This window comes from Microbacterium sp. K41 (assembly GCF_004794395.1).
GTDB lineage: Bacteria > Actinomycetota > Actinomycetes > Actinomycetales > Microbacteriaceae > Microbacterium > Microbacterium sufflavum.
Window position 1 is genome coordinate 1 of the sequence record NZ_SSDO01000154.1, and the last position, 21,224, is coordinate 21,224.

A 21,224-nucleotide genomic window follows, 5' to 3' on the forward strand; every position below is an offset into this window, starting at 1 on the left:
GGGCCTCGTCCGGGCACTCGCCGACGAGGCCGGAGTGCCGCTCGCCGCAGCGGGCGTGGGCGCCGCGGGCGTCATCGACCACGAGACCGGCACCGTGCGGGCGGCCTCGGCCACGTTCGTCGGCTGGGCGGGATTCCCGCTCGCGGACGAGCTCGGACGGCGCCTGGGCGTACCGGTCAGCGTCGAGAACGACGTCAACGCGTTCCTGCTCGGAGAAGCGGCCGCGCTGAGCCGCACCGAGCGCGACGTGCTGGGCGTGATGCTCGGCACGGGCGTGGGCGGAGCCGTCATCATCGACGGCGCGCTCCACCACGGGCCCCACGGTGCGGCGGGCGAGATCGGACACACCCCCGGGTACAGCGAGCTCGTGTGCACCTGCGGGCAGACAGGGCACCTGGAGACGCTGGCCTCCGGAACCTCCATCGCCCTGCGCTACCGCGAGCGGACGGGCGGCGAAGCGGCAGACGCCCGGGCGGTCGCCGCCCTCGCTCGGGGTGGAGACGCGGACGCCCTCGCCGTGTTCGCCGCCGCCGGTCGCGCGGTCGCCCTCGCCAGTGCGAGCGCCGCGACCCTGCTCGACCTGCCGACCGTGATCGTGGGCGGTGGCGTCGCCTCGGCGTGGGACCTGCTGGAACCCGCGATCCAGGCGACCCTGCGCACGGACTCGCCGGTGTCGGGCATCCCGCTGCGCATCGTCCCGGCGCAACTGGGCTCCGATGCGGTCGCCCTCGGAGCGATCGAGACCGCCCGTCGGGCCCTCGCCCCCGCACCCCCACTCTGAATCGACTCCCCGGATGAGAGGTATCGCATGGTGACCGCACCCCAGGACGCCCACGAGATTTGGATGGGCCCGCTGCCGCCCGTCGCCGACGGCGGCCTGCCGAAGCCCCGCGTGGGCATCGCCGGCATCTCGATCGAGTCCAGCACCTTCTCGCCGCACATCTCCGGCGACGAGGCCTTCACGATCCGTACCGGCGCGGAGCTCCGCGCCTACTACCCGTTCCTCGACGAGGGGCGCGAGCTGGCCGAGGCCGCCGAGTGGGTTCCGCTCACGCACGGCCGCTCGCTGCCCGGCGGCGCCGTTGACCCCGAGACGTACCGGCGGATGAAGGACGCGATCCTCGACGGCATCCGCGAGCACGGGCCCTTCGATGGCTTCTTCTTCGACATCCACGGCGCCATGAGCGTCGTGGGCATGGACGACGCCGAGGGCGACCTGGCCCGTGCCGTCCGGGAGGCACTGGGGTCCGACACGCTCGTCTCCACGTCGATGGACCTGCACGGCAACGTGTCGGAGGTGCTGCGCGATGCGGTCGACCTGCTGACCTGCTACCGGATGGCTCCGCACGAGGACTGGCTCAACACCAAGGAGCGCGCGGTGTGGAACCTGCTCGACCGGCTGCGCGGGCCGCACGGCGCCGACCCGCTCGCGCGACGGCCCTTCACCGCCTGGGTGCCGGTCCCCGTGCTGCTGCCCGGTGAGAAGACCAGCACGCGGCTCGAACCGGCGCGCGGCATCTACGCCGAGCTGCCCGCGATCGAGGCGCTGCCCGGCGTGGTCGACGCGTCCGTCTGGATCGGGTACGCGTGGGCCGACGAGCCGCGCTGCCAGGCCTACGTCGTGGTCACCGGCGACGACCGTGAGCTCATCGCCCGGGAGGCCGAGCGCGTCGCCCGCCGGTTCTGGGGCGCGCGCGAGGACTTCGTGTTCGTGGCCGAGACCGGCACGCTCGACGAGGCGCTGGACCGCGCGCTCGCGCCCGCAGCCGCCCGGCCGTACGTCATCTCGGACTCGGGCGACAACCCCACCGCCGGGGGAGCGGGCGACGTGACCTGGACGCTCGCGCGCCTGCTGGAGCGACCGGAGCTCACCGACGGGAGCCAGACGACCCTCGTCGCGTCGATCTTCGACCGTAAGGCCGTCGCGCGGGCGGTCGCAGCGGGTGTCGGCGCCGAGGTCGAGCTCGAGGCGGGGGCCCGCGTCGACCCGGGTCCGCACGGGCCCGTCACGATCCGCGGCACCGTCTTCTCGATCACGCACGGCGACCCCGACGCGGGCACCCAGGCCGTGATCGCGGTCGGCGGCCTGCACGCCATCGTGACCGAGCGCCGCAAGCCCTTCCACCACCTCTCGGACTTCCGCCTGCTGGGCCTCGAGCCCACCGAGGCCGACATCGTCGTGGTGAAGATCGGCTACCTGGAGCCGGAGCTGTACGAGCTCGCCGCCGACTGGACGCTCGCGCTCACGCCCGGCGGCGTCGACCAGGACCTGCTGCGCCTCGGCCACCACCGTCTGCGCCCTGGCGTCTACCCCTTCGACACCACCGGCACGCCCGACCTGACCGCGACGGTCGTCCGCCGCGGCGACGCCGAGGAGACGCCCGTCGACTCCACCCCCGCAGAGGAGACCCCCGCATGATGAACTTCGAGAAGCGCACCGGGCCCGACCTCGGCTCCGCGGCACCGGTGTACCCCGCGAACGGTGTGCCGGAGTGGTACCGCGACGCGAAGCTCGGCTTCTTCGTGCACTGGGGCCTGTACTCGGTGCCGGCGTGGGCGGTGCAGCACGGCGAGGGCGTCAACATCCCCACGGAGGACGCCTACGCGTGGCACCAGTACGCGGAGTGGTACGGCAACACCGTGCGCATCGCGGGGAGCCCCACGTGGGAGCGGCACCAGCGCCTGTACGGCCCCGGCACCTCCTACGAGGACCTCGCCGACCGCTGGGACGCCGCGGCGTTCGACGCCGACGCGTTCGTGGGAGAGCTGGTGGGCGCGGGCGCGAGGTACATCGTGCCCACCACCAAGCACCACGAGGGCTTCTGTCTGTGGGACACCGCGACGACCGGCTTCAACGCCGTCGCGCGTGGGCCCCGGCGCGACCTGATCGCCGAGTTCCACGACGCCACGCGTCGCGCTGGCGCGAAGTTCGGCGTGTACTACTCCGGGGCGCTCGACTGGCACGTCAGCGACTTCCCGGCGATCGAGTCCGACACCGACCTGTTCCGGTTCCGCCGCAACGACGAGCACTTCGCGCGATACTCGGCCGCCCAGCTGGAGGAGCTCGTCGAGCGCTTCGCGCCGGATGTGCTGTGGAACGACATCGAGTGGCCGGACGGCGGCAAGGGCGACCAGGAGTACGCGGTCGCCGCGCTGCTGCGCCGCTACTTCGATGCGGTGCCCGAGGGCGTCGTGAACGACCGCTGGGGTGTGCCGTACCACGGCTTCCTCACGCGCGAGTACACGGACATCCCGGAGATCATCCCCGAGCCGTGGGAGTCTACGCGCGGACTCGGCTACTCGTTCGGCTTCAACCAGGACGAGGACGAGCGCCACTCCCTGTCCGGCGCGGCCCTGATCCGCCTGCTGGTCGACGTCGTGGCCAAGAACGGCAATCTGCTCATCAATGTCGGCCCCGCGGCAGACGGCTCGATCCCCGAGCTGCAGCGCCGGGCCATGCGCGAGCTCGGGTCGTGGCTCGACGCGAACGGCGACGCCGTCTACGGCACGCGGCCATGGATCCGGATGGGGGAGCAGGCCGGGGCCCCGCGCCGCTACACGACCTCGGCCGGTGCCGTGCACGTCCACGCGCTCGACCCCGCGGCCGGCCGCATCGAGCTCCCCGCGGAGCTCGACCACGCCACGCTGCGCTGGAGCGACGGCTCGGAGGCGGAGGTGTCGCGAGACGGCTCCGGCGCTGTCGCCACCATCCCGCCGGGGCTGCGGCCCGCTCCGGTCGCGGTGCTGTCCGCCCAGGGCGTCTGAGCAGCCATCCCGCACGATGCGAACGACGAGGGCTCCGGTGTCGCGCACCGGAGCCCTCGTCCGCCTCCATCGCCCCGCGCGGCTCAGGGTCGCGTGAGCTCCTCCAGCACCTCGATCACGTGCCGGTAGGGGCGCCCGGTGGCGCGGGTCATGCCGATCTCACACGTGCGGTTGGCGGACACGAACGCGTCGAAGCCCCCGCGCTCCCCGTCAGCGGCCGCGACCTCGGCCGACTCCTGCGCAGTCGCACTCGCGGTGAGCTCGGGGTGCAGCATGCCGCGGTCGCCCGCGAACGCGCAGCAGCCCCAGCCCTCGGGCACGAACACGTCGTCGGCCACGGCGGCAGCGATCTCCGTCAGGGCCCCGGTCGCCCCGAGCGCCGTGGTCGAGCAGGTGGGGTGCACCGCGATGGAGGGGAGCTTCGCCGGCACGCTCAACCGCGGCAGCACCTCGCGGGCGACGAAGGTCGTGGCGTCCTCGATGCGCAGTCCCGCGTACCGCGGATCCTTCGCGACGGACTGGGCGAGCATCACGTCGAGCCCCTCGGTGCACGACGCGGCGTCGCACACCACGGGGAGCTCGCCGTGACGGCTGGCCTCCCACAGCGACGCCAGCACCCGGTCGGACATCAGCCGGTAGCCGTCGAGGTGTCCCTTCGACTTCCACGGGGTGCCGCAGCAGAGCCCGCCGTTCTCCTCCGGGATCACCACCGCGATCCCCGCGCGGTCGAGCAGGTGGCGCAGGGCATCACGGGATCCGTGGCCGCCGTCCTCCGCGCCGAACATCGTGCCGATGCACGCGCCGAAGAACACGGCCTGCGCGTCGGGCGGTGACACCGGTCGATCGGGCTTCGAGCCGCCGCGGGGGAGTCCGCCGTCGTACAGCGGCACGGTGTCGGCGCCGAGCACGGCGCGTCCGAGCTGCGTCACGCCGCGGACGAGCGGGGCGGGGAGGGCGTCTGCGACCGTGAGGGCCACGCCGCCCGCGCGGGTGACGGTGCTCCAGTGCTTCGCGGCGGTGCCCCAGACGGCGCCCTCGACCGCGTTCGACTGCTCGGCCCGCAGCCGCCGCACGAGGTCGCCCGTGTTGATGTCGACCGGACACGCGACCCCGCACATGCCGTCCACGGCGCAGGTCTGCACCCCGTCGTAGTCGTAGTCGGCGCGGAGGTCGCGCAGCAGCTCGGTGTCGCCCTGCTCCTCGGCCCACGCCATGTCGCGGCGCAGCACGATGCGCTGCCGCGGGGTGAGGGTGATGCTCTTGCTGGGGCACGTGGGCTCGCAGTACCCGCACTCCACGCAGCGGTCCACCTCGCTCTCGACCGTGGGAACGCGCTTGAGGTCGTGCAGGTAGGAGTCGGGGTCGTCGGAGAGCACCACGCCGGGGTTGAGGATGCCGTCCGGATCGATCAGTCGCTTGAGCTCCCACATCAGGTCGGTGAGCTCGTCGCCGTACTGACGCCGGACGAACGGCGCCATGATGCGACCCGTGCCGTGCTCGGCCTTGAGCGAGCCCTGCTGGGAGAGGACGAGCTCGACGAGGTCGTCGGTGAAGCGGCGGTAGCGGGCCACGCTGTCGGGGTCGTCGAAGCGCTCGTTGAGCAGGAAGTGCACGTTGCCGTCCTTCGCATGACCGAAGATGACCGAGCCCTCGTAGCCGTGCTCCGCGAACAGCTCGATCAGGCGCTCGCACGTGGCCAGCAGCCGGGGCACGGGCACCACGATGTCCTCCAGCAGCGCGGTCGTGCCGGAGGGGCGGGCACCGGCGACGGCGGTGTAGAGGCCCTTGCGCACGTGCCACAGCGCAGCCCGCTCGGCCGCATCGGTCGTGAGTCGCGGCGGGACGGCGAGGGGGAGGGCGTCGAAGTGCGACTGGGCGGCAGCGCTCGCGAGCGCCAGGGCGTCGGTGTCGGCCGCGTGCACCTCCACCAGCAGGGCGGCGTGCCCCCGCACGTCGATCTCCGCGATCGCCGCCGGGACATCGCTCAGCCCCTGGGCCACGCGCAGCGACGCCGCATCCAGGAGCTCGATCGTGGCGAGACCGAGACGGGTGAGGTCGGGCAGTGCGGACATGGCGGCGGACAGCGTCTCGAACACGAGCAGCCCGGTCGCGATCGCGGGGCGCACCTCGATCGTGCGGAAGCGCGCCTCGGCGACGAAGGCGAGCGTGCCCTCTGAGCCGATCACGAGGTGCTCCAGGATGCGGACGGGGTCGTCGAAGTCGAGCAGGGCGTTGAGGCCGTAGCCCATGGTGTTCTTCATGGAGAACTGCTGTCGGAGGAAGGCCACGTGCTGGGGGGAGGCGAGCAACCGCGCGCGCAGGGCGAGCAGGCCGTCGGCGATCGCCGGCTCGGCGGCGCGGAGCACCTCGTTCGCGTCGGGACGGCCCGTGTCGAGGATGGTTCCGCTGGGCAGCACGAGCGTCATCGACGTGATCGTCTGGTACGAGTTCTCGGTGATGCCGCAGGCCATGCCGCTGGAGTTGTTCGCCACGACGCCGCCGATCGTGCACGCGATCTCGCTCGCCGGGTCGGGCCCGAGCTTGCGGCGGTACCGGGCGAGCCGTGTGTTGACCTGCCGCACGGTGGCGCCGGGGCCGACGCGGACGGCGGCGCCGTCGTCTTCCACCCGGATGTCGCGGAAGTGGCTGCGGGTGTCGACGAGGATGTCGCCGCTCACCCCCTGTCCGGAGAGACTCGTGCCACCGGAGCGGAAGGTGAGGGTGCGTCCGGCGGCGCGCACGGCGCCGAACGCGCGGGCCACGCCGGCCGCATCGGCGGGGGAGAGCACGGCATCGGGGACGAGCAGATAGTGGGAGGCGTCGTGGGCGCGGGCGAACCGGTCGATCGACCGGGCATGCACCTCGGTGTCCGGCCCGAGCAGCTCGTGGTCCAGCGGTTCGGCGATGGTGGTCGGCACGGTGCTCCTCTGCTCCGGGTCAAGATTGTCTGACAAGTGTACCGATGACCGGATGCTTCGCTAGGCTGACGGCCATGACCACCCTCACGGACCGCGGCCTCGGCGTCGTCGGCGTGGTCGATGCGGTGACCGCCCAGCTGCGCGCGCGCATCCTCGGCGGTGAGATCCGATCGGGCGAGCCGCTCACCGAGGCCGCGGTGTCGCAGTCCTTCGGTGTGGCCAGGCCCAGCGCGAAGGCGGCGATCGAACAGCTGGTCGCGAGCGGCCTGCTCGTGCGCACGGCACATCGCACCGCACGCGTGGTGGGTATCGATCAGGCGACGGTGCGCGACGTCTACCGCACGCGCACCCGCCTGGAGAGCGCCGCGCTCCGGGAGCTGGCACGGGCGCGCAGAGTGCCCGCCGCCGCGGTCGAGGCGAACGCGGAGCTGCTCGCGATGGGACCGGGGCCCGACCCGGCGACCGTGGACCCCGATCTGCGCTTCCATACGGCGCTGATCGATGCGCTGCACAGCGAGCGGACCGGACGGATGTACCGGAGCGTGCTCGACGAGGTCCGGTTGTGCATGGCGCAGGTGCAGGGGCGGCGCCTGCTGAACGCGGAGGAGATCGCCGCACAGCATCGGGAGATGCTCGATGCCGTCGCCGCGGGTGCGGAGGACGAAGCGGCCGAGCTGCTGCGGGCGCACCTCGCGTCCGCGGAGGAGCGACTGGTCGAGGCGCTCGGGCGCGACTGAGCGTCAGCCCACGTTGGCCGGGGCGTCCTCGATCTGGATGGGCGCGTCCGCCGGGTCCGCCCACACCGGCGCGGGCAGCGGCGTGTCCACTGCGCCGTCCTGGATCGCGCGCAGCGCCTCCGTGATCTCGTCCGCGTTCTCCGGTACCGCGAGGCCGCACGTGCGCAGCTCCGAGGCGAACTGCAGCGTGAGGCGGATCTTGCCCGCCTCGATCGCCTGCGCCGTCGTGCCGGTGCGGATCTCACTGCCCGTCTGGATCGCGGGCACCTCGTCGCACACGTGATAGACCTTGCCGCCGTCGACCCAGACCACCTCGTCCTTGCCGAGCAGCTGGATCACGGTCGACTGATCGGCCGTGTACTGCTCGACCGACGGCGGGGCGAAGTCCACGCCGACGAACACGGCCAGTGCGGCCAGGACGACGCCGACGATGCCGGCCGTCGTCTTCTGCCCCTTGTCCATGTCCTTGTTCAGGAAGATCAGGATCACGAGCGGGAGGAAGGCGACGATCGCGATGATCGCGCCGAGCTGGTTCTGCACGAAGAAGCGGGTCTTGTCCGCCTTCCGCGCGGGATCGAGCCGGTTCGCCTTCTTCCAGAGCACGGAGCCCGTGATCGACAGGGCCGCGATCACGACGAGCAGCACGAGCAGAGCGATGAACGCCCACTGCGGGAAGTGTGCCGTGACGCCCTGCTCCTCGAGCAGACCCGTGTCGGGGTCGCGCACGAGCGTGCCGTCCTCGCCGACATAGACGCGCTGGCGGAGCAGCCAGAAGATCCCGACGCCCTCGCCGATGATCGCGAGGGCCCACAGCGCGCCCGCGATCCAGCGGAAGCGCATCGCCGTCGTCTTCGCCGCGGCGCTCGGCGTCCACCCCGCCGGTGGCTCCGTGCTCGCGGCGGTGTTCCTGTCCGTGCCGGCGGTCCTGTCGTCGCTCTCGGCCACGTTGATCCCTTCCCCCGAAGGCCCGACCGCACCGGCCAGGGCACGCAAGATCCTAGTGGACGGGGTGTCCTACGCTGGAGGCATGACCTCCGACTCCGACGACGCCCTGAGCTGGGAGGGCGACGACGACACGGCGTCGCATCGCACCGGTCGCCCGCGGCGACGTGAGAACGCGGCCCCGCCCGTCGAGCCGCCTCTTCACCACGCCACGACCACGGAGAGCGCCGCGGTCGCGCCCACGACGCGACCCCCCGCGTCTCCACCGCCCACCGAGGCGGCACCGCCGTCGGCGCCCGCGGCGTCCGTCGCCGCCGACGACGACGAGGCGCCGGCGGGACTCAGCAATGCGATGCTCCTGCTCGTCGGGGTGGTCGGCGGGGTGTATCTCCTCTATTCGGTCGGTTGGGTCGTCGGTGGGCTGCGGCTGCAACCGCTCGCCTCGTTCCTGGTCGCCGACGCGATGTTCCTGCCCTGGTTCGTGCTCGCGATCGCGGCGCCCGCGCTGTGGTTCCTCGCGACGTGGGTCCTCACGCGGGGGAGGGCCGCGTGGGTGCGGGTCGCCCTGCTGCTCGCCGGGGTCGTGCTCCTGGTGCCGTGGCCGTTCGTGACGGTGGGGGTGGTCGGATCATGAGCTCGTCGGAGAACGCATCGGCGGTGTCGTCCGGATCGCCGCGCTGGCTCGCCGGCACCGTCATCGTCCTCGCCGGGCTGTTCTACGCCTACGCGGTGTGGAACGCGGTCGCGCATCTGATCACGATGGCGCAGACCGGTCTGACGGGTGCGGGCTGGGCCGTGCTGCTGTTCGGTGTCGTCTTCCCCCTGATCGTGTTCGGCTTCGCCTCTGCGATCGGGCGTCGCCGGCGCGTGGGCGAGCTCGCCCTCGTGTTCCTCGCGGGGCTGGGCATCGTCGCCGTCTTCTGGATGAGTCTGCTCGCGCTCAGCCTCACGCTCCCCAGCGCCTGACCCGGACGCCACCGGTCGAGCTGGACTGCGCGGCGTCACACGGCACGGAGCGGCATGGCGGCTCGGGTAGAGTTGTCGCGATCGCGCCCCCGACGGTGTGCGGCGCATCGGCCCCTCCCGCCTGTCGCGCTGCCCCGAAGGATCCACTGTGCCGAAGCCCGTCGTGCTCATCGCCGAAGTACTCTCTCCCGCCACGATCGAGGCGCTCGGCCCCGACTTCGACGTCCGCCACGTCGACGGCACCGACCGCGAGGCCCTGTTCGCCGCGCTGGCCGAGGCCGACGCGGTGCTCATCCGCTCGGCGACCCGCATCGACGAGGAGGCGCTGGCGCACGCGCCGAAGCTGAAGGTCGTCGCGCGTGCGGGCGTGGGCCTCGACAACGTCGACATCAAGGCCGCGACCACGGCGGGCGTCATGGTCGTGAACGCTCCGACGTCGAACATCGTCTCGGCCGCCGAGCTCACGGTCGGTCACATCCTCAGCCTCGCTCGGCGCATCCCGGCCGCGCACGCCTCGCTCGCCGCCGGGCAGTGGAAGCGCAGCTCGTTCACGGGCGCCGAGCTCTTCGAGAAGACGGTCGGCATCGTGGGGCTCGGACGTATCGGCGCGCTCGTCGCCGCCCGCCTCGCGGCGTTCGACATGCGCGTCGTCGCGTACGACCCCTACGTCACGTCCGCCCGCGCCCAGCAGCTCGGCGTGCAGCTCCTGTCGCTCGACGAGCTGGTGGCGGAGTCCGACTTCCTGACGATCCACATGCCCAAGACTCCGGAGACCACGGGCATGATCGGCGCGGAGCAGTTCGCGGCGATGAAGCCGACCGCCTTCGTCGTCAACGTCGCGCGCGGCGGGCTGATCGACGAGGAGGCGCTGCACGAGGCGCTCGTCGCTGGAGAGATCGCCGGTGCCGGTCTCGACGTCTTCACGTCTGAGCCGCCGGCGGAGGGCGGCAGTGCCCGTCCGCTGCTCGACCTGCCGAACGTGGTCGTCACGCCGCACCTCGGTGCGAGCACGGAGGAGGCGCAGGAGAAGGCCGGTGTCTCGGTCGCCCGCTCGGTGCGACTCGCGCTGGGCGGCGACCTGGTGCCCGACGCGGTCAACGTGGCCGGCGGCGTGATCGACCCGTATGTGCGTCCCGGGATCTCGCTCGTGGAGAAGCTGGGCCAGATCTTCGCGGCCCTCGCGACCTCGCCGCTCACGAGCCTCGACGTCGAGGTGCACGGCGAGCTCAACGACTACGACGTCAGCGTGCTCAAGCTCGCGGCGCTCAAGGGCGTGTTCACGAACATCGTCAGCGAGACCGTGTCGTACGTGAACGCTCCGCTCCTCGCCGAGCAGCGGGGGATCGCGGTCCGCCTGCTCAAGGACGACGTGAGCGAGGAGTACCGCAACGTCATCACCTTGACGGGGGCCCTGTCCGACGGTTCGCAGCTCTCGGTGTCCGGCACGCTGACCGGTCCGAAGCAGGCGGAGAAGCTCGTCGGCATCAACGACCACGCGCTGGAGCTGCCGATCGAGAAGCACCACGTCGTCATGCTCTACACCGACCGTCCGGGCATCGTGGCCGTGTACGGCCAGAAGTTCGGTGAGGCGGGCATCAACATCGCGGGCATGCAGATCGCGCGCCGCGCGGCCGGCGACCAGGCGCTCAGCGTGCTGACGCTGGACTCGCCCGTGTCGGAGGAACTGCTCGACGACGTGCGCGACGCGATCGACGCCGACCTGTTCCGGCAGATCGAGATCACCGAGGTCTGAGCCGCAGCACCACGGAAGAGGGGCGGGAGCGTGACGCTCCCGCCCCTCTTCGGTTCGCGAGTCAGGCGGTCGCGCGCAGGACCAGGGCGATCAGGTCGGCGAGCTCATCGCTGCGGGGGACGAGCCGCTCGGGTCCGTGCACGTCGAGCGAGTTGTTGAAGTAGAGCCCGTCGCTGACCAGCATCACCAGGTCGAGGCTGGCGGTGTCGCGCACGTGCGGGCGGATGGTGTCGGCCCAGCGGCGCCGGGTCTCGCGGAGCATGTCGGCCGCGCGGGCCGAGCCGCCCTGGGCGAGGCGGGTCGTGGCGATCAGGGCGCGGTCGAGGGCGTCGTCCTCCATGACCGACGTGCGGACGTAGTAGGCGACCGGGCCCTCCTCCGCCGCGTTCATGCGCTCCAGGTCGAGGGTGGTGAGGTGGTCGAGCCGCTCCACGAGTCCGGCCTCGAGGTCGTCCTTGGAGTGGAAGTGGTACAGCAGCCCGCCTTTGGAGACGCCCGCGGCCTTGGCTGTCGCGTCGAGCGTGGCCGCGCGCTCGCCCTCGTCGATGAGGATCGCCTCGAAGGCGTCGAGAACCTTCTCGCGGGCGAGGGGAGGTCGGGGCATCGTTCATCCTCTGTTCGGAAACGGGAGGCCGGTCTCTGTTACTATACCAGCCGGACGGTTCACTAACGGAGCCGCCGAGAGTCTGAGAGGTGTTCCATGAGCCGTACTGCGTCGATCCCGACGACAGCGACGGAAGCCCCGCGCGTCGGCGCCAGAGGGTGGGCGGCGCTCGTCGTCCTCATGCTCCCCGTGCTGCTGGTGTCGGTCGACAACACGGTGCTGAGCTTCGCCCTGCCCGAGATCTCGATCTCGCTCGCACCCACCGGTGCCGAGCAGCTGTGGATCATCGACGTGTACCCGCTCGTGCTGGCCGGACTGCTGGTGACCATGGGCACGCTCGGTGATCGGTTCGGGCGGAGGAAGCTGCTGCTCATCGGAGCCACGGGGTTCGCCGTGGTCTCGGCCCTCGCCGCGTTCGCTCCGACGGCCGGTCTCCTCATCGCCGCCCGCGCCCTGCTCGGCTTCTTCGGTGCGATGCTCATGCCCTCCACGCTGTCGCTTCTGCGCTCGATCTTCCAGAACCGCGATCAGCGGCGCATGGCGATCGCGGTCTGGGCGTCCGCGTTCTCCGCCGGTGCGGCCCTGGGGCCGATCGTCGGCGGGTTCCTGCTCGAGCACTTCGCATGGGGCTCGGTGTTCCTCCTCGCTGTACCGGTGCTGATCCCGCTGCTGATCGGCGCACCGCTGCTGGTGCCCGAGAGCCGTGACCCGCACCCCGGTCGCATCGACCCGCTGAGCATCGCCCTGTCGATGGCCGCGATGATCCCGGTCGTCTACGCGATCAAGTCGTTCGCGGTGGACGGGCCCTCGCTGTACGCGGGGGGATGGGCCGTGCTCGGCCTCGCGATGGGCGCGCTGTTCGTGCGGCGTCAGCTCCGCTCCGACGTCCCGATGCTCGACATGGCGCTGTTCCGAAGGGGCTCCTTCTCCGGGGCGATCCTGGTGAACCTGCTCAGCGTGGTCGCCCTGGTGGGCTTCCTCTACTTCGTGTCGCAGCACGTGCAGCTCGTGCTCGGGCTCTCGCCGATGATGGCCGGGCTCGCACTCGTGCCCGGCATGGCGGCGATGATCGTGGCCGGCCTCACGGTCGTGCCGATCTCGCGTCGCGTGCCGCCGCACGTGCTGATCCCCGCGGCGCTGGTCTTCTCCGTGGTCGGCTACCTGATCGTGGCGATGACGACGCACGACCACGGTGTCGTGCCGCTGATCCTCGCGTTCGCGGTGCTGGGCATCGGCATCGGTGCCGCGGAGACGATCTCGAACGAGCTCATACTCTCCAGCGCTCCGGCCGCGAAGGCCGGCGCGGCCAGTGCCGTGTCGGAGACCGCGTACGAGCTCGGCGCCGTGCTGGGCACCGCCATCCTGGGCGGCCTCATCACGGCGTTCTACCGCGGAGCGCTCGTGCTTCCGGAGGGCCTGCCGGCCGACGTCGCGCACGCGGCGCAGGAGACGCTGGCCGGCGCGTACACCGCGGCGCAGCAGCTCCCGTCGCAGCTCGGAGACGCGCTGTGGCAGGCCGCCGCCGACGCGTTCGGCTCCGGGGTGACGGTGACCTCGCTGATCGGCGCCGGGCTCGTGGTCGTCGCCGCGGTGATCGCCGCCGTCACACTGCGCAAGGCACCCACGCACTGACCACTACGCTGGGGGGACCGGCCTGTACGACCCGCGGTCGCGCCGCGGCCGGTCCACCCCCGTGCAGTGCGCAAGGAGTCTCATGTCGCGTGTCGTGAAGCTGGCCGTCATCCCCGGTGACGGCATCGGTCCCGAGGTCATCGCGGAGGCGGAGAAGGTGCTCGACGCCGTCACCGCAGACAGCGACGTCACGTTCGACAAGACCCGCTTCTCGCTCGGAGCCGGCCGGTTCCTCGAGACCGGCGACACGCTCACCGATGACGACCTGGCGGGGATCTCGGCGCACGACGCGATCCTGCTCGGCGCGGTCGGAGGCACGCCGGGCGACCCGCGCCTGAAGAACGCGAACATCGAGCGGGGCCTGCTGCTGAAGCTCCGCTTCACGCTCGACCACTACGTGAACCTCCGCCCGTCGAAGCTCTTCCCGGGTGCCCCTGGTCCGCTCGCCGACCCGGGGGAGGTCGACTTCGTCGTGGTGCGCGAGGGGACCGAGGGGCCCTACGTCGGCAACGGCGGCGCGATCCGCGTCGGCACGCCGCAGGAGGTCGCCAACGAGACCTCGGTCAACACCGCCTTCGGTGTGGAGCGCGTCGTGCGCTACGCGTTCGACCTCGCCGAGCGTCGGCGCCGGAAGCTCACCCTCGTGCACAAGACCAACGTGCTCGTGCACGCCGGGGCGATCTGGCAGCGCATCGTGAACGAGGTCGCGGCCGAGCACCCCGATGTGACCGTCGACTACCTGCACGTCGATGCCGCCACCATCTTCCTGGTCACGGACCCCTCGCGTTTCGACGTGATCGTGACGGACAATCTCTTCGGTGACATCCTCACCGACCTCGCCGGCGCCGTCACGGGCGGCATCGGCCTCGCAGCCTCGGGGAACATCAACCCCGACGGCGCCTTCCCGTCGATGTTCGAGCCCGTGCACGGCTCGGCTCCGGACATCGCGGGTCAGCAGAAGGCCGACCCGACCGCCGCGATCCTCTCGATCGCGCTGCTGCTCGACCACCTCGGCTTCACGGCCGAGTCGGCGCGTGTGAGCGCCGCGGTCGAGGCGGACATCGCCGCGCGCAGCGGTGCCCGCACCACCGCGGAGATCGGCTCCGCGATCACTGCCCGCCTCTGAACGGCGGGCGTAGGCTGACAGGGCGCGACGATGCGCCCACCCAAAAGGATTGGATGACGACATGACGACGATCGAGACCGAGGCGAGTGTGGCTCCGCTGGAGTTCGCCGTGACGAAGAACCTGAACGCCGCGAGCCCGACGCGGCTCGCCGAGGTGCTGGAGAACCCCGGGTTCGGGGTCGTCTTCACCGACCACATGGTCGACATCTGCTGGTCGGCCAAGGGCGGATGGCACCGTCCGCGCGTGCAGCCCTACGGCCCGATCCCGCTCGACCCCGCCGCCTCGGTCCTGCACTATGCGCAGGAGATCTTCGAGGGCATCAAGGCCTACCGTCACGCCGACGGGTCCATCCACACCTTCCGGCCCGACCGCAACGCCGCCCGCCTGCAGGCGAGCGCGCGCCGTCTGGCGCTTCCGGAGCTGCCCACCGAGTACTTCATCCAGTCGCTGCGCGAGCTGATCGCCGTCGACGGTCGCTGGGTGCCGTCGGGCGCCGACCAGAGCCTGTACCTGCGGCCGTTCATGTTCGCCAAGGAGGCTTTCCTGGGCGTGCGCGCGGCGCAGAAGGTGGCGTACTACGTGATCGCGAGCCCGGCCGGCGCGTACTTCAGCGGCGGTGTGAAGCCGGTGCGCATCTGGCTCTCGGAGGACTACGCTCGCGCGGGCAAGGGCGGCACCGGGAAGGCGAAGACGGGCGGCAACTACGCCTCGAGCCTCCTCCCGCAGGCCGAGGCCGCCGCCAAGGGCTGCGACCAGGTCGTGTTCCTCAACGAGAAGCGCGACGTCGAGGAGCTCGGCGGCATGAACGTCGTGTTCGTCTTCAAGGACGGCCGCGTCGTCACCCCGGAGTCCGACAGCATCCTCGAGGGCATCACGCGCGACTCGCTGCTGCAGCTCGCGGAAGACCGCGGCTACACGGTCGAGAAGCGACCGATCTCGATCGACGAGTGGCGCCAGGGCGTCGCCTCGGGCGACATCGTCGAGGTGTTCGCATGCGGCACGGCCGCTGTCGTCACCCCGATCGGTGCGCTGGTCGGCGACGGCTTCGACGAGCCGCAGCCGCTCGGCGAGCTGGCGCTGTCGCTGCGCGAGGAGCTGACCGACATCCAGTACGGCCGCCGCGAGGACAAGCACGGCTGGCTCGTGCGCCTCGACGCCTGATCCCCACCTCCGAAGACCCCGCGCCGGCTCGCCCGGTCCGGGGTCTTCGTCGTCGCTAGGCTGGACGCATGAAGATCGCCCGGTTCAGCCACGACGACGCCATCATGTACGGGATCATCGACGAGCGCGAGCTCGTGGTGCTGGCCGGGGACCCGATGTTCGCCGGGTACGAGACCACCGGCGACCGAGTGCCGCTCACCGAGGCGAAGCTCCTCGCCCCCGTGATCCCGCGCTCCAAGGTCGTGTGCGTCGGCAAGAACTACCATGACCACGCCGCCGAGATGGGTGGGGTCGCGCCCGAGGAGCCGCTGCTGTTCCTCAAGCCGAACACGGCCGTCATCGGCCCGGACGACGCGATCGTGCGTCCCACCGCCCTGTCCGAGCGCACCGAATACGAGGGTGAGCTGGTGGTCGTGATCGGCAAGATCGCCAAGAACGTCACGGCGGAGAACGCCCTCGACTACGTGCTCGGCTACACGATCGGCAACGACGTCACCGCGCGCGACCTGCAGCGCAAGGACGGACAGTGGTCCAGGGCGAAGGGCTTCGACACCTTCTGCCCGCTCGGCCCCGTGATCGAGACCGACTTCGACGCGTCGACGGCGACCATCGAGACCAGGGTCAACGGCGAGGTGCGGCAGCACGCGCCGCTCACCGACATGATCCACTCGGTGGCGGACATCATCGCGTACGCCTCGGCCGTCTTCACCCTTCTCCCCGGTGACGTGATCATGACGGGGACCCCGGCGGGTGTCGGCACGTTCACGGCGGGCGACGTCGTGGAGGTGGAGATCTCCGGCCTCGGCATCCTCCGCAACACCGCGCGCGACGCCGTTCCCGCGACATGACCTCCGGCGCCCTGACGGCGGCGCAGCAGACGGCGGTGCAGCGGCGCACCGTCCTCGTGCTGTCGCTCGGGCAGGTCCTCGGGGGCATCGCGTTCGGGGCGACCGTCTCGCTCGGTGCTCTGCTCGCGGCCGACATCTCCGGCAGCGACGCGCTCTCCGGGCTGGCGACCGCCTCCGTCACGCTCGGCGCGGCACTGTGCGCGATCCCGCTCGCTCGGCTGGCGGCACGGCTCGGTCGACGCCGCGCGCTCACGCTCGGCAACCTCTTCGCCCTGGTCGGCATCGCCGTGGTGATCCTCGCCGCGTCGGTCCGGGTGTTCCCGCTGCTCCTCGTCGGCATCCTGTTGATCGGCGCAGGCAACGCGGGCAACTTGCAGTCGCGGTTCGCCGCGACCGACCTCGCCGCCCCGCAGCACCGCGGCCGCGACCTCTCCATCGTGGTGTGGTCGACGACGATCGGCGGCGTCGCGGGACCGCTGCTGCTCGGCCCCGGCGAGGTCGTCGGCCATGCGATCGGGATGCCGCCGCAGACCGGGTCGTACGTGTTCTCGTTCGTGGCGCAGTGTGCCGCGCTCGTGCTCTACCTCGTGGCGCTGCGCCCGGATCCGCTCCTCGCGGCGCAGCGCCTCGCGACGCAGGCTGCTGCGGCGACCGGGACGACGGCGGTGGACCGTCCGCGGGTCGCGCGCTACGCCATCTTCGCCATCGCCGGTTCGCACGTGGTGATGGCGTCGGTCATGGCGATGACCCCGGTGCACCTGTCGCACATGGCGCACGGCGCGCACGGCGCTGCGGCGACTCCGGCCGACGTCTCGGCCCTGGTGGGGATCACGATCGCGCTGCACGTCGGGGGCATGTACGCGCTGTCGCCCGTGTTCGGTGTGCTGGCCGACCGGTGGGGGCGGCTGCGCGTGGTGCTGCTGGGGCAGGTGCTCCTGGGCGGCGCGCTGGCGTTCGCGGTGTTCACGGGGACCGAGGCGTGGGGTGTGATGGTCGCGCTCATCCTGCTCGGCCTGGGCTGGAGCGCGGCGACCGTGGCGGGCGCCGCCCTCCTGACCGAGGCGTCCGCTCCCGAGCTGCGCACGCGCCGCCAGGGTCGCAGCGACTCGCTCATGAGCCTCTCGGCCGCCGCCGGTTCCGTGCTCGCGGGCATCGTGCTGTCGAACTTCCAGTACGCGGGCCTCGGGATCGCCGCTTCGGTGCTCGTCCTCGCGATCGTGGTGCTCTCGCCACTCGCGCGGACCGATGCGCGGTAACGGACCGCGGGGGAGTCGTCACACCGCGGTTGGCCTGCGCGCCATCCGCTGAGGTCACCCGGAGGCAGTGTGCGCTGCGCTACGGTCGAGCCATGTCCTCCCAGGCCGGACGAGTCGCCGCAGGTGCTGTGCTCGTCGTCATCGCCGGCGCTCTCACCGGATGTGCACCGAGCATCGGGACGCTGGTGAGGGACAGCCTCGCCGAGTCCGTGGAAGACGCGCAGGACTCGTTGTGGGAGCACCGCGACCAGATCGTCAGCGACCCGGAAGCGGCCGTCGCCGGGCTCGGCTTCGTCCACGACGCGCGTGAGGGTGCCGACGACGGATCCGGTCTGTACACCCTGGTGGCCCTCGACGACGCCGAGGACACCGTGACCCTCACTCTCGTCGTGGGCGGCGGTGCGACGACCGGCGGCGGGCACTGGTATCAGCAGGCGAGCGCCGCGACGTGCGTCGACTTCGTCTTCCCGCAGGCCGCCGCCGAGATCCGTGCGGAGGATGCCGTGTGCGGAGACATCCCGGACGCGGACAGGTACGACGAGGTCGTCCCATTCAGGGACCTCGACGTTCGGGAGTCGGTGACGGCGGCGGACTACCCGCCACCGATCTGCCAGTGCCACAGCGGAGGCGACTGCGACTGCCCAGGAGGCTGAGCGAGCGCCGCGGGCTGAGCCCCGCGCACCCGTAGAATCGAAAGGCTATGGCTACTCCTCACCCCCTCACCACGACCGCCAGCGGCGCCGACATCCGCGTCCGCTTCTGCCCCTCTCCGACAGGGCTGCCGCATGTCGGCATGGTCCGCACGGCTCTGTACAACTGGGCGTACGCGCGCCACAACGGCGGGAAGATGGTGTTCCGCATCGAGGACACCGACGCCGCGCGGGACAGCGAGGAGAGCTTCCGTCAGCTGGTCGACGCGCTCACCTGGCTCGAGATCGACTGGGACGAGGGCGTCGAGGTGGGCGGCCCGCACGCACCGTACCGCCAGTCCGAGCGGCACGACATCTATCGCGGGGTGATCGACAAGCTGCTCGCGACGGGCGCGCTCTACGAGAGCTACTCGACGGCGGAGGAGATCGACGCCCGCAACGAGGCCAACGGTCGGGCGAAGCAGCTCGGCTACGACAACTTCGACCGCGACCTCACGGACGAGCAGAAGGCGGCGTTCCGCGCCGAGGGCCGCCAGCCCGCCCTGCGCCTGCGGGTGCCGGACGAGGACCTCACGTACGTCGATCTCATCCGCGGCGAGGTCACCTTCCCGGCCGGGTCGTTCCCCGACTTCGTGGTCGTGCGTCCGAACGGCGTGCCGCTGTACACCTTCGTGAACCCGGTCGACGATGCGCTCATGGGCATCACCCACGTGCTGCGCGGCGAGGACCTCATGCCCTCCACCGCCCGACAGCTTTCGCTGTATGCGGCGCTGATCGACGCCGGGGTCACCACGTTCGTGCCGCGCTTCGCGCATATGCCGCTGGTGCTGGGGGAGACCGGCAACAAGAAGCTGTCGAAGCGCGACCCGCAGGCCGACCTCTTCCTGCACCGGGAGCGTGGCTTCATCCACGAGGGGCTGCTGAACTACCTGGCGCTGCTGGGCTGGTCGATCGGCCCCGACCGTGACGTGTTCTCGCTCGACGAGTTCATCGCCGCGTTCGACATCGAGAACGTGAACCCGAACCCGGCCCGCTTCGACCAGAAGAAGGCGGAGTCGATCAACGGAGACCACATCCGCATGCTCGACGTGAAGGACTTCGCCGAGCGCTCGGTGCCGTACCTCGCGGCTGCCGGGCTCTTCGACGAGCCGACCCACGAGCAGCTCGTGCTGGCGTTCCGTGCCGCGCCGCTCGTGCAGGAGCGGGTGCAGCTGCTGGGCGAGGTTCCGGGCATGCTCGGCTTCCTGTTCCGCGACGAGGTGTCGTACGACGCGGACGCCCTCAAGGGTCTGCCGGCGAACGCCGCGGAGGTGCTCGAGGCCTGCGTCACCGCGCTCGAGCCCGTGCAGGACTTCACCCCGGAGAAGATCCAGGAGGCACTGGCCACAGCCCTCGTGGAGAACCTCGAGCTCAAGCCGCGTGTGGCCTACGGGCCGCCGCGCGTCGCCATCACGGGGCGCCGCGTCTCGCCGCCGCTGTTCGAGTCGATGGAGCTGCTCGGCAAGGACGAGTCGCTGCGGCGACTGCGCGCCCTGGCCGCGTTCCTGGCCGACTGAGCCGCGACGCGCCCGAGCGGCGGCACACGCCGGTGGTTTTGGCGATCGGTCGCCGCTCGGGTAAGCTTGACTCTCGGTGCGAGGCTCCGGTTTCGCCCTTGGGGTATGGTGTAATTGGCAACACGGCTGATTCTGGTTCAGTTGTTCTTGGTTCGAGTCCAGGTACCCCAGCACTCACAGAAGCCCGGAAATCCGCAGGAATGCGGCTCCGGGCTTCTGTCGTTCTCGGGCGAGGGCGGGCACGCTACGGCGTCTTCGCCGGCGGGCCCGTCCGCTCCGCGCGGAGCACCAGGGCGATGGTGGCGAACGCGATCGATGCGGCGACGGCGGGGAGATAGGTCAGGATGTCGGGCGTGACCGTCGAGGCGCCCCAGCACACCGCGGCGGCAAGTGCGGACACCAAAAAGGCGAGGATGTCGAGGGGGCCACGCTTCCTGACGAAGACGGCGGCCAGGAGCAGCGCCGCGGCGATCAGTGGTGCCCCGGTGGTCAGCACGGCGGCGACGCCGTGGTGGTTCGCCGCGTTCCAGACCGCGAAGTAGAGCTGCGCTCCGGCGAGGACGGAAGCCGCGACGCGGCGGGTTTCGCGATAGAAGGCGTGCATCAGTGCTCCTCAGTGACCCGGGAGCGAGGGCCGCCCCGACGGAGTGAGGGTACGTCAGATCTGTCGGGGTGTCCACATATGAGGACGTCAGCGCGACCGAACCGGGGTCGCGGCTACTCGCACTCCCCGAGGAAGCCCAGGTAGCAGACGGCCTCGTGGGTCACGGCGGGCTCGTAGTCGTCGTTGGATACCTGGCGGGTCGCGGTCTCCGGCGTGCGGGTGAGGTGTCCGAAGTCGCCCAGGGAGGCGACGTACGTGCCGTCGACATCCTCCGCGATCATCCGGTCGATCTCGGCGCGGTGCTGTGCGCACAGGTCGGCCGCGGTCGGCACCAGTTCCACGCCGGCACACGCCCCCGCGTACTGGGCCTCCATCGCGGCGATGCAGTCGGTCCAGTCCTGGTCGACGTAGCACGGGCTCACCCCGTCGTCGGCGACGAGGTAGGCGCCGGTCTCGTACTCCTCGCTGTGGAAGGTCTCGGGCTTCTCCGGCACGTCGACCTTGGTCCAGTGGCGCGCCGTGACCACGGCGTAGACCGTGACGATCGCGGCGATGAGCAGCAGGGCGCCGACGATCGACAGCGCGATCCAGAGCCCCGCACGACTCTTGCGGCCGGTGCCGTCGGCGGGCGGGGCGTTCGGGTCGAGCGGCGGGGTGGCGAACGGAGCCGCGCCGGTCGCGTACGCCTCGGTGGTCGCGCCGTAC

General features: G+C 71.3%; 19 protein-coding genes and 1 tRNA gene. 15 read left to right on the plus strand and 5 right to left on the minus strand.

What is annotated here, in order from left to right; genetic code table 11:
• From DW309_RS03500 to DW309_RS03510, 3 genes are all read left to right on the plus strand, one after another.
• On the plus strand, positions 1 to 781 hold a 781-nt coding region (locus DW309_RS03500), incomplete at its 5' end, for an ROK family protein (protein WP_136044568.1).
• A 63-nt stretch (positions 782 to 844) separates the two neighbouring features.
• A complete protein-coding gene (locus DW309_RS03505) occupies positions 845 to 2,419 on the plus strand; it encodes a M81 family metallopeptidase (protein ID WP_342590365.1) in 1,575 nt (524 codons plus the stop codon).
• Entirely contained in the window at positions 2,416 to 3,765 is a 1,350-nt protein-coding gene (locus DW309_RS03510) for an alpha-L-fucosidase (protein WP_136034937.1), read from the plus strand. The genes DW309_RS03505 and DW309_RS03510 overlap by 4 nt, the downstream gene beginning before the upstream one ends.
• Before the next feature lie 83 nt (positions 3,766 to 3,848).
• On the opposite strand, the gene DW309_RS03515 is transcribed toward DW309_RS03510, so the two are convergent.
• Positions 3,849 to 6,683 carry an FAD-binding and (Fe-S)-binding domain-containing protein gene (locus DW309_RS03515; RefSeq protein WP_136044569.1) on the minus strand — a complete coding sequence of 945 codons (2,835 nt, stop codon included), beginning with the start codon at positions 6,681 to 6,683 and terminating at the stop codon, positions 3,849 to 3,851.
• 74 nt (positions 6,684 to 6,757) lie between these two features.
• Between DW309_RS03515 and DW309_RS03520 the strand changes: the two genes are divergently transcribed.
• Positions 6,758 to 7,420 (plus strand): GntR family transcriptional regulator, encoded by a 663-nt coding sequence (locus DW309_RS03520; protein WP_136044570.1) that lies wholly within the window; start codon positions 6,758 to 6,760, stop codon positions 7,418 to 7,420.
• Positions 7,421 to 7,423: 3 nt separating this feature from the next.
• Here DW309_RS03520 and DW309_RS03525 read toward each other — a convergent pair whose 3' ends face one another.
• Positions 7,424 to 8,365, minus strand: coding sequence for a hypothetical protein (locus DW309_RS03525; RefSeq protein ID WP_136044571.1), 942 nt, complete (start codon positions 8,363 to 8,365; stop codon positions 7,424 to 7,426).
• Positions 8,366 to 8,447: 82 nt separating this feature from the next.
• Here DW309_RS03525 and DW309_RS03530 point away from each other — a divergent pair, with 82 nt between their 5' ends.
• The 3 genes from DW309_RS03530 (at position 8,448) to serA (ending at position 11,081) form a co-directional block, all read left to right on the plus strand.
• Complete coding sequence (locus DW309_RS03530; protein ID WP_240753116.1) at positions 8,448 to 8,996, plus strand: hypothetical protein; 549 nt, start codon at positions 8,448 to 8,450, stop codon at positions 8,994 to 8,996.
• Complete coding sequence (locus tag DW309_RS03535; RefSeq protein WP_136034927.1) at positions 8,993 to 9,328, plus strand: hypothetical protein; 336 nt, start codon at positions 8,993 to 8,995, stop codon at positions 9,326 to 9,328. Before DW309_RS03530 ends, DW309_RS03535 begins: the two co-directional genes overlap by 4 nt.
• A gap of 148 nt (positions 9,329 to 9,476) precedes the next feature.
• Entirely contained in the window at positions 9,477 to 11,081 is a 1,605-nt protein-coding gene (gene serA / locus DW309_RS03540) for a phosphoglycerate dehydrogenase (protein WP_136034925.1), read from the plus strand.
• Between the two features lie 61 nt (positions 11,082 to 11,142).
• Here the strand turns inward: serA and DW309_RS03545 are convergent, their stop codons facing one another.
• A complete protein-coding gene (locus tag DW309_RS03545) occupies positions 11,143 to 11,685 on the minus strand; it encodes a TetR/AcrR family transcriptional regulator (protein ID WP_136034922.1) in 543 nt (180 codons plus the stop codon).
• A 96-nt stretch (positions 11,686 to 11,781) separates the two neighbouring features.
• On the opposite strand from DW309_RS03545, the gene DW309_RS03550 reads away from it, so the two are divergent.
• From DW309_RS03550 to DW309_RS03585, 8 genes are all read left to right on the plus strand, one after another.
• Complete coding sequence (locus DW309_RS03550; protein WP_136044573.1) at positions 11,782 to 13,317, plus strand: MFS transporter; 1,536 nt, start codon at positions 11,782 to 11,784, stop codon at positions 13,315 to 13,317.
• An 82-nt stretch (positions 13,318 to 13,399) separates the two neighbouring features.
• Positions 13,400 to 14,443 carry a 3-isopropylmalate dehydrogenase gene (locus DW309_RS03555; RefSeq protein WP_136044574.1) on the plus strand — a complete coding sequence of 348 codons (1,044 nt, stop codon included), beginning with the start codon at positions 13,400 to 13,402 and terminating at the stop codon, positions 14,441 to 14,443.
• A gap of 61 nt (positions 14,444 to 14,504) precedes the next feature.
• On the plus strand, positions 14,505 to 15,605 hold the full coding sequence (locus tag DW309_RS03560) for a branched-chain amino acid aminotransferase (RefSeq protein WP_136044575.1): 1,101 nt from the start codon (positions 14,505 to 14,507) through the stop codon (positions 15,603 to 15,605).
• A 68-nt stretch (positions 15,606 to 15,673) separates the two neighbouring features.
• Entirely contained in the window at positions 15,674 to 16,453 is a 780-nt protein-coding gene (locus DW309_RS03565) for a fumarylacetoacetate hydrolase family protein (RefSeq protein WP_136044576.1), read from the plus strand.
• Positions 16,450 to 17,709, plus strand: coding sequence for an MFS transporter (locus tag DW309_RS03570; protein ID WP_136044577.1), 1,260 nt, complete (start codon positions 16,450 to 16,452; stop codon positions 17,707 to 17,709). Before DW309_RS03565 ends, DW309_RS03570 begins: the two co-directional genes overlap by 4 nt.
• A 92-nt stretch (positions 17,710 to 17,801) precedes the next feature.
• Positions 17,802 to 18,362 carry a hypothetical protein gene (locus DW309_RS03575; RefSeq protein ID WP_136044578.1) on the plus strand — a complete coding sequence of 187 codons (561 nt, stop codon included), beginning with the start codon at positions 17,802 to 17,804 and terminating at the stop codon, positions 18,360 to 18,362.
• A 47-nt stretch (positions 18,363 to 18,409) separates the two neighbouring features.
• On the plus strand, positions 18,410 to 19,915 hold the full coding sequence (gene gltX, locus DW309_RS03580) for a glutamate--tRNA ligase (RefSeq protein ID WP_136044579.1): 1,506 nt from the start codon (positions 18,410 to 18,412) through the stop codon (positions 19,913 to 19,915).
• A 99-nt stretch (positions 19,916 to 20,014) separates the two neighbouring features.
• A tRNA-Gln gene (locus tag DW309_RS03585) sits at positions 20,015 to 20,086 on the plus strand.
• Positions 20,087 to 20,159: 73 nt separating this feature from the next.
• On the opposite strand, the gene DW309_RS03590 is transcribed toward DW309_RS03585, so the two are convergent.
• On the minus strand, positions 20,160 to 20,519 hold the full coding sequence (locus DW309_RS03590; RefSeq protein WP_136044580.1) for a hypothetical protein: 360 nt from the start codon (positions 20,517 to 20,519) through the stop codon (positions 20,160 to 20,162).
• 113 nt (positions 20,520 to 20,632) lie between these two features.
• Positions 20,633 to 21,224: hypothetical protein (locus tag DW309_RS19300; RefSeq protein WP_168387162.1), on the minus strand; the 592-nt coding region annotated here is incomplete at its 5' end.